Genomic DNA, 7,375 nt, shown 5'->3' on the forward strand with positions numbered 1-7,375 from the left:
CTTTACCGGTTTTGTCTATAAAACTCCATTTGCCATCTTTTTCGACTTTAGCTAAACCTTCGGAAAAGCCCCAAGTATCATCATAAATACAAGAAATGACTTCTTTGCCGGTTTTATATATAATACCCCATTTTCCATCTTTTTTTACCTGAAACGCAATCATCTCAATCCTCTGTTTTAAATTTTAATATCCGCGTAAGCCGCTTTTAGCTTCTCAAAAAGCGGGGCGAACGAAACTCCGTTTACGCGGACGTTTGCGATCGTCGTGATGAAATTCGTATCGCGCTGCCACCGCGGTACGAGATGATAGTGCACGTGCTCGGCTATGCCCGCACCCGCGGCGGCGCCGAGGTTCATGCCGATATTTACGCCGTTTGCGCCCAATGTGCGCTTTAAAATCCCCACTCCGGCGCGCACGTAGCGGCTTATCTCCGCCCACGCATCATCGCTAAGACACTCGATATTATCGACATGCTCGTATGGTATTACCATAAACGCGCCCGGGCTGTATGGGTAGAGGTTCATCACCCCGAAGCAGTGCTGCGCGCGAAAAAGCACGCCGTTGCGATCGTCGAACGCCGCATCCGCCGCCGCGTCGCAGAAGGGACAGCCGCTTCTTTTTTCGGTAAAATATTCACTTCGCCAAGGGGCGCAAAGATAATCCATCTCTTTTCCTTTCCGAAATTCCAAAATTCTATGGAATTTTAAAATTTGCGTTTCGCAAAATTCTATGAAATTTGGAATTTAAAACTTCTAAATTTCATAGAATTTTAAATTTACGCGGTCTGCGCTTGCTCAAACGGCGCAAAGTTATGCGCGCTCTTTACGAATCTCGTGCTACGCAAGGCGCTTCGGTGCGCCATACGCTTCGCAGATCAAAGCGCACGGCGGGCGATTAAATCCGCTGGCAGTTTGCGTGCGCATTATAACAAAACTTTGACGCACTCACAGGCACGGTGCGCGATGCCAAACCTGCGCCGCAATCACCGTCGCGACACGCGATAAAATTTAACGCGGCGCGGGCACGGCGCAGTCTTAATACAGCCGAAGTTCAATCGCGGCGTATCGCAGCCCTGCTAAGCCCCTACGACGTCCGCTTTTGTGGTAGCTCGCTTTGCGCAGTTATCGCACGCGCAAGCTCCTCTGGGAGGCTTGATCGCGAGCTGTGATTAAATTTACGGCGCCGTACAATCGCCAATACTGAGCTTGAGAGCGCGCGCTAGACATACAAGGCATTACGATAGACGCGCAATTCTCGGCGCTCAATGCTACAAGCGCAACCCCACGCGCGAGGCTTCGTAAACGTAAAGCTAAATTTCAACCCGCGCTTTTTGCACCGGCTCATGATGCGACGGAAAGCTATACAAACGAAAGGCGTAAATTTAAACCTCGCTCCGTAGCCGCTCGCACGGCGCGCAATAACAAACTCACGATGCCAAAGCGTAGCACGGATGCTTACGCGGCGTGCGATACTAAATCACGTCAAATCGCGGTCGTAAAATTTAAAGAACTGATAAATTTAAAGTCCGTCAAATTCTACAAAATTTTAAAATTTACCGCCTTAAAATTTCGCTCCGTTCGCTAAATTTAACCGCTCGCTTCGGATTTAAGCTTGCGCGATCAAACGAGCCAAATTTAAATTTTGCCGCCCGCGCCGAGCTTTATCTCGCGCAGCGCCGCGCCAACGTCATTTTGGCGCATAAAATGCTCGCCGATCAAAAACGCATCGACGCCCGCCTCGTGCAAGCTTTTAAGCTGCTCGTGCGAGTGCAAGCCGCTTTCGGCGACGATAATCTTGCCGTTTGGAATCAGCGGGATTAGCCGCTCGCTCAGGCTCGTATCGACCTCGAAAGTCTCTAAATTTCGATGGTTGATGCCGATAATATCGGCACCTGCAAAGACCACTTTTTTTAGATCGTCCTTATCGTGGATCTCGCACAGCGCCCGAAGCCCCAGCCTACGGGCAAACTCAAGCAGCTCTCTTAGCTGCTTGCCTTCCAGAGCTTTGGCGATCAGCAGGATAAAATCCGCGCCGTAAACCAGCGCCTCGAGGATCTGATAGCGATCTATGATGAAATCCTTGCGCAAGATGGGCGTGCGAGTGTAGCGGCGGATCTGTGGGATAAACTCCAAATCGCCTCTGAAATAATGCGGCTCAGTAAGTACCGAAAAGGCGCTCGCACCTGCATTTTCGTACTCCACCGCAAGGCTTAGCGGCTCAAAATCCTCGCGGATGACCCCCTTGCTCGGGCTTGCCTTTTTAATCTCGGCGATGATGCGAAGCGGATCTTTCTCATCGCTTCTAAGCGCGCTTATGACGTCGCGCGGCTCGTAGGGATTGGCGCTTAGCGAGCGGCCGAGCAGATCCTCGGGCAGCCTTTCTTTGCGAAGCGCCAGATCCTCGCGAGTGCGCTTTAAAATTTCATCCAAAATCATCGCTACTGCTTTGGTGTCTGGATTTTAGAGCCGGTGGGCTCTTTCGACGTAGAATTTTGCTCTGGCATAAAATCCTGCCTCGATACGGAATTTTGTCTTGACGAGGCAGAATTCTGCGCGGCGGAATTTATAGGCGTCGCAAAATTTTCAGAAGCCGCGGAATTTGGTGTCTGGTTTTGAATCGCGGAATTTGCAGACCCGGCAGAATTTTGTGAAGCGGAGTCTTTTGGCGTTAAATCACGCGTTGCAGCGGAGCTCGGACGTGCGGAATCTAACGCAGAGCTTTCGGGCGCCGTAGATTTTATGGAATTAGGCGAAGGAGTTTTTATTGCCGGGCTTTGCGGCGCCTGATCTTTCGGCGTGGAGCCTTTTATCGTAGCGGGGTTTTGCGATATAGAATTCTGCGGCGCTACGCCTATGCCAGCGGCGCACGCATCAATCGCCTCCAAATGCTCTTTGCCTTCGGGGGAATTAAAAAATTCTGCGTCTTTGATCTTAGCCATTTCATTTTTAGCCTTGTCGCACTCGCCAAGCTTGTAGTATCCCCAAGCAAGCGAGTCCAGATAATACGGCGAGTCGGGGTCTTTTTGTAGAGCGCGGCGGACGAGCTCGATGCCCTTGCGAACGTCCAAATCGTGATCTATTAAGATGTAGCCGTAGTAGTTTAGGTGCACGGGGTCTTTAAGTTGCGGCGCGATATTTTCAAATTTTGCCACTACGCTAGACAGGGTTTTAGCGTCCACGCTTTTGCCCGCACTTTCATATTCGTAGATCGCCTCGATCGCCAAAAAGTCGTAATTTTTGGTCTTCATAAACTCATCGCGTGCCATTTTAATCGCGGTTTTATAGTCTTTTTTATGCGCGTAGGCATCGATTAGAAGCTCGCGCTTGTAGTCGTATTTCTTTAAAAGCTCTATTATTTTATCAAAGTCGTTTGAGTAGTAATAAATCGCTATCATATCGTCTAAGAATTTATTATCCCCTTTGGCTTCATACAACGCTTCATCGATCTTAGCGACATCTAAATAGCGTTTATTCGCGCGATACACATCAGCTAGCAGCTCGCACGCCATACCCTGGGCGCAGCCGTAGATGCGCCTGTGCGTCTCTATAATGCGGATCGCTCCGTCCGAATCATCGAGTTTATTTAGCAGCACGTCGCATAATCTGATGAGATTTTCGTCGGTTTTGTCTAACTCATAGGCTTTTTCAAAGTAGGTTTTGGCTAAAGTAAAATTCTCCATCGCATAATATGTTGCCGCTAAGATCGCGTAACTACGCGAAACGGGATCTACGGTGACTAGCTTAAGAGCAGCAGTATTGGCATTTAGATTATCTTTAATGCCTAAGTAGTAGCCGATCTTTACTCGCAGATACTCGGAGTCTGAGTTTAGGCTTTTTTCGCCGAGCTTTAAATAGCGCGCCGTATTTTTACGATCTTTGATCGCAAAAGCAGTCTTTAGCGCTTCTAGCAGATAAACGGACGAGCCCGTTTTATTGTATGCCTTTTCGTATAAAAACATCGATGCGACGGGATCTTTATGCAGTAGCTCCAAAGCTGTAAGCAAATCGAAATTTAGCTCGGCGTCCTCTTGCGCTCGCATCGCGTGATTTAGCTTTTCTTTGGTTATATTTTTAGCGCTTACGCCGCGATTTATCAAGCTCTTTTTAATTGCATCTTTTGCACCCTTTTTTGTGCCAATGCTGGAATTCCGATCGGACGCCTTTTTATCCGTAACGGACTGCTTCGCCGCTGCAGCATTCGTCCCACTCTCCGCACTTAGATACTGTGGCGCTAAAATCATCGCCGCGATTAAAATTCCGCCTAAAACCTTACCCCGATACATTCTTCCTCCAATTCTTTAGTATGCGTTTTAAAATATTCCCAAAAACGGAAAGCTACGGCACTGCTTCGGGCGCAGCTCGTAAATCCCGCAGTTGCGCTGCGCCTCGTCAAAAAATACGCACGCCAAACCGCCTTCAAAGGGCTTTTCTTTTACGCTAAATCTAGCGCCTATCTTGTCCAAATACGTCCTTTTAAGCTCCGCGGGCGAAATTTTAAATTTTACCGCAAGTGCCGCGATCTCACTCTCATCTATCCAGATGTAGCCGCTCTCTCCCGTGCAGCACTTACCGCCGCAGCGCTCGCACGCGCTTGCATCGAAGCTAAAGCCAAACTCACTCATAATCCACACTCGTCAGATCCGCGCTTTTGTAGATCGCGTGGGCTTGTGCGGTGCGCCTTCCGTGCGCGCTAGCATAGATCGGAAGGACGATCTCACAGGGCGAGCGCGAGTTCTTACGAGCCTGCAAAAGCGCGAGCTTAGCGGGCTTTGAAATGTCGGGATAGACAAAACCAAGCCTCGTCAAATTTAGCCTAAACTCGCCCAAAAGCTCGCAAATTTTAGCTAGCTTACCCGCCTCGTAGCAAAAAATAAGTGTGCCGCCAGGCTTAAGATGAGCATTCGCAGATCGCACGAAATCCCGTAGGCTAAGGCTTGCTGCGCTCTTACTAAGCGCCATATGAGGCTCTTTGCTAAGCGAAATGCGCTCTCGATAAAAGGGCGGATTTGAGACGATAAAATCGAAGCGTTTTTCGCTTCTAAACTCCGCAAAATCCGCGTGCAAAATTTCGGCAGGCAGATCGTTTTGCAAAGAATTCAGCCTTAAGATTTCTAAATTTCGCTCTTGAATTTCTAGCAAGCTTAAATTAATGCTCTCAAAATCGCGCTTTAGTAAAAGCCCTAAAATTCCACATCCTGCGCCCACATCCAACACGTCGCCATATATCGCTCGCGGATTTAGCGCGCCTTTGGGGCTACGCTCGTTACAAGCAGCAAACCCTCCGTCACGCAAGCACTCCGCAGTAAAATCCGCGCGCGCTTTGGCCTCTTTAAATTTGCTCGCGAAATCTTTATCGTGCGTCTTTTGAGATTCTAAAGACTGCGCGATTTGCTCGTCACAAAATTTAAAATTTTCACCGCTTGCGATATCAGGCTTTAAAGTATGCCAGGCTTCGTCGCTTTGAAAATCAGAATTTTTGCAGTGCTCGCTTTGAAATTTCGCCCGAAGTCCCGCTTTAAATTCTCTTTTAAATTCCGCCTGGAATTCGGCGCAGCCCTTACTTCCAAAATCGCGATCGTTCTCCGTGCTATGGTCAGCGGCATACGACTCTTCTTTGCTAAAAGCACAATCCGCGGCGCAAAACTGCGCATTAAAGCCTCCATCTGTCGCGTCTTTAAATTCCGCGCCACAGCCCAGCGCCCAAGAGTCATTTTGTGACGTAGCATTAGCCTTGTGCACACCTGAGCTTCTTATAAAATTCCACAAAAAAATCGTATCGCTCGTGTAGCGATAACCCTTTTTTGGCTGATAAAGCCTCATCTGCGGATGTTTTTGATGATGGTATGAGCGTGATTTATAGCCACCACGATCGATCCGCCGCTTCTGCTGATGAGATCTCCGCCCACGTAAAGCCCACTAGTGGCAGTCTGGAGATTTTCATCCACGATCGGTACGCCGTTTTCATCGTAAGCGATGCCGCATTTTTTAAGAAAATCGATCGGGCTCGTGCCGCCGATCGCGTATATCACGCGGTCGAATACGAGCTCGGTGCCATCATCAAATTTCACCAGCACCTTGCCATTTTCATTCTCAAGAGCCTCTATATCGATGCCTAAGCGCAAGATGATGTTGCCGTATTTGGTCTCGCGCATTACGTCGCTTTCGTTCGTCTCGTTTAGGCGGGTAAATTTAGCCTTGCGATAGCAAAGCGTCACGACATTGGTTTTACATAGCGCTATAGCGTATTCCGCAGCTGAGTTACCGCCTCCGACGACTAGAATTTTTTCATTGATCGTGCATTTATCGAGATTGAAATTTACTCGTTGCGTGATCGAAGGCGGAATTTTATAAGCGGGCTTATTGGGCTTGCCCATCCTGCCAATTGCGACGATGACGTTGCGCGCGCGGTATCCAGCCGAGCTAGTCGTGATATAAAACTCATCTGCGTGCTTTTCGATCTTTTCGACCTCACTTTTGAAATTCGTATCGATTTCGTCGCTATCTAAGAGCTCGTCGAAATAATTTAGCACGCTCTCTTTCGTGCCGGTTTCAAACGAAATAGATCCGCGCGTCTCGCTGTCAAAGCCCTTATATTCTTTATCGACGCGCTTTTTATCTTTGTAAAACTGCCTAATCGTTTGAGAGTGGTTGTCGCCTTTTTCAAGCAGAAGCACATGTGCAAGCCCGTTTCTTTTGGCTTCTACTACGGAAGCGATGCCGCAAGGACCGCCGCCGATCACCGCCAAGTCGTAAACGTCTATCATAAATTTCCTTTAATCTTTTAAATTTCATACGAAATTATAGTAAAAATTCCATTAAAATCAGTGGAATTTCCTAGCAATTTCGCAGCTTAAATTTAAAATTTTAACGCTTATAAGATGCTTGCTTGGCTAAATTTGAAAAGACATAATTTTCTACGTTTAAATTTTAAATTTCACGGCGCCAATCCGTTTATAAAAGCTCATGCGGCAAAAGCGGCGAATTTAAAATTTTACTTCGCCAAGATGGAAATTCTGTACAAATTGATCGAGCGTATAAGACAAGTCCATATCAGTCTTGATGGTAGCCAATTGACGAGATAAGAAGGCTAAATCTTTATTTTCAACAAGACGTTCTTTTAATTTCTTGCCAGAAATGTTATCGATATTCTCATATACAGACTCTAAATCACCATATTCATTAATCAATTTAAGAGCTGTTTTTTCACCAACCCCTGGAACGCCAGGAATATTATCGGAAGAATCACCCATAAGAGCCTTCATTTCGATAACCTTATCAGGACCATAGCCATAAAGTTCTTCCATATTATCTAAAGTAACCTCTAACATATCAGAAATACCTTTTTTAGTTAAGAACACATGGCTATGTTCTGTTA

Annotated in this window: 7 protein-coding genes and 1 pseudogene; all 8 read right to left on the minus strand. The window is 47.3% G+C overall.

Annotated elements, in window-relative coordinates; genetic code table 11:
• Window positions 1-163 (minus strand): WG repeat-containing protein (locus tag Q0095_RS10230; protein WP_366806007.1); only part of this gene is annotated, 163 nt, incomplete at its 3' end.
• A 14-nt stretch (window positions 164-177) separates the two neighbouring features.
• A complete protein-coding gene (locus tag Q0095_RS02950) occupies window positions 178-666 on the minus strand; it encodes an HIT domain-containing protein (protein WP_297881215.1) in 489 nt (162 codons plus the stop codon).
• Window positions 667-1,635: 969 nt separating this feature from the next.
• On the minus strand, window positions 1,636-2,436 hold the full coding sequence (trpC, locus tag Q0095_RS02955) for an indole-3-glycerol phosphate synthase TrpC (protein ID WP_297881217.1): 801 nt from the start codon (window positions 2,434-2,436) through the stop codon (window positions 1,636-1,638).
• Window positions 2,437-2,438: 2 nt separating this feature from the next.
• A complete protein-coding gene (locus Q0095_RS02960; RefSeq protein ID WP_297881219.1) occupies window positions 2,439-4,283 on the minus strand; it encodes a hypothetical protein in 1,845 nt (614 codons plus the stop codon).
• Window positions 4,262-4,622: pseudogene (locus Q0095_RS02965) on the minus strand (YkgJ family cysteine cluster protein). Before Q0095_RS02965 ends, Q0095_RS02960 begins: the two are co-directional and overlap by 22 nt.
• The gene (locus Q0095_RS02970; RefSeq protein WP_297881221.1) at window positions 4,615-5,820 is read right to left on the minus strand and encodes a methyltransferase; all 1,206 of its coding nucleotides are present in this window, start codon (window positions 5,818-5,820) and stop codon (window positions 4,615-4,617) included. Before Q0095_RS02970 ends, Q0095_RS02965 begins: the two are co-directional and overlap by 8 nt.
• The gene (locus Q0095_RS02975) at window positions 5,817-6,764 is read right to left on the minus strand and encodes an NAD(P)-binding domain-containing protein (RefSeq protein ID WP_297881223.1); all 948 of its coding nucleotides are present in this window, start codon (window positions 6,762-6,764) and stop codon (window positions 5,817-5,819) included. The genes Q0095_RS02970 and Q0095_RS02975 overlap by 4 nt, the downstream gene beginning before the upstream one ends.
• A gap of 219 nt (window positions 6,765-6,983) precedes the next feature.
• Window positions 6,984-7,375 (minus strand): 5'-3' exonuclease H3TH domain-containing protein (locus Q0095_RS02980; protein WP_297881224.1); only part of this gene is annotated, 392 nt, incomplete at its 5' end.

Source organism: uncultured Campylobacter sp. (assembly GCF_938045535.1).
Classification (GTDB): Bacteria; Campylobacterota; Campylobacteria; order Campylobacterales; family Campylobacteraceae; genus Campylobacter_B.

Coding starts and splice junctions, on each gene's coding strand:
- Q0095_RS02950 (WP_297881215.1), bottom strand. CDS start 666: ATGGATTATCTTTGCGCCCCTTGGCGAAGTGAATATTTTACCGAAAAA.
- Q0095_RS02975 (WP_297881223.1), bottom strand. CDS start 6,764: ATGATAGACGTTTACGACTTGGCGGTGATCGGCGGCGGTCCTTGCGGC.
- Q0095_RS02960 (WP_297881219.1), bottom strand. CDS start 4,283: ATGTATCGGGGTAAGGTTTTAGGCGGAATTTTAATCGCGGCGATGATT.
- trpC (WP_297881217.1), bottom strand. CDS start 2,436: ATGATTTTGGATGAAATTTTAAAGCGCACTCGCGAGGATCTGGCGCTT.
- Q0095_RS02970 (WP_297881221.1), bottom strand. CDS start 5,820: ATGAGGCTTTATCAGCCAAAAAAGGGTTATCGCTACACGAGCGATACG.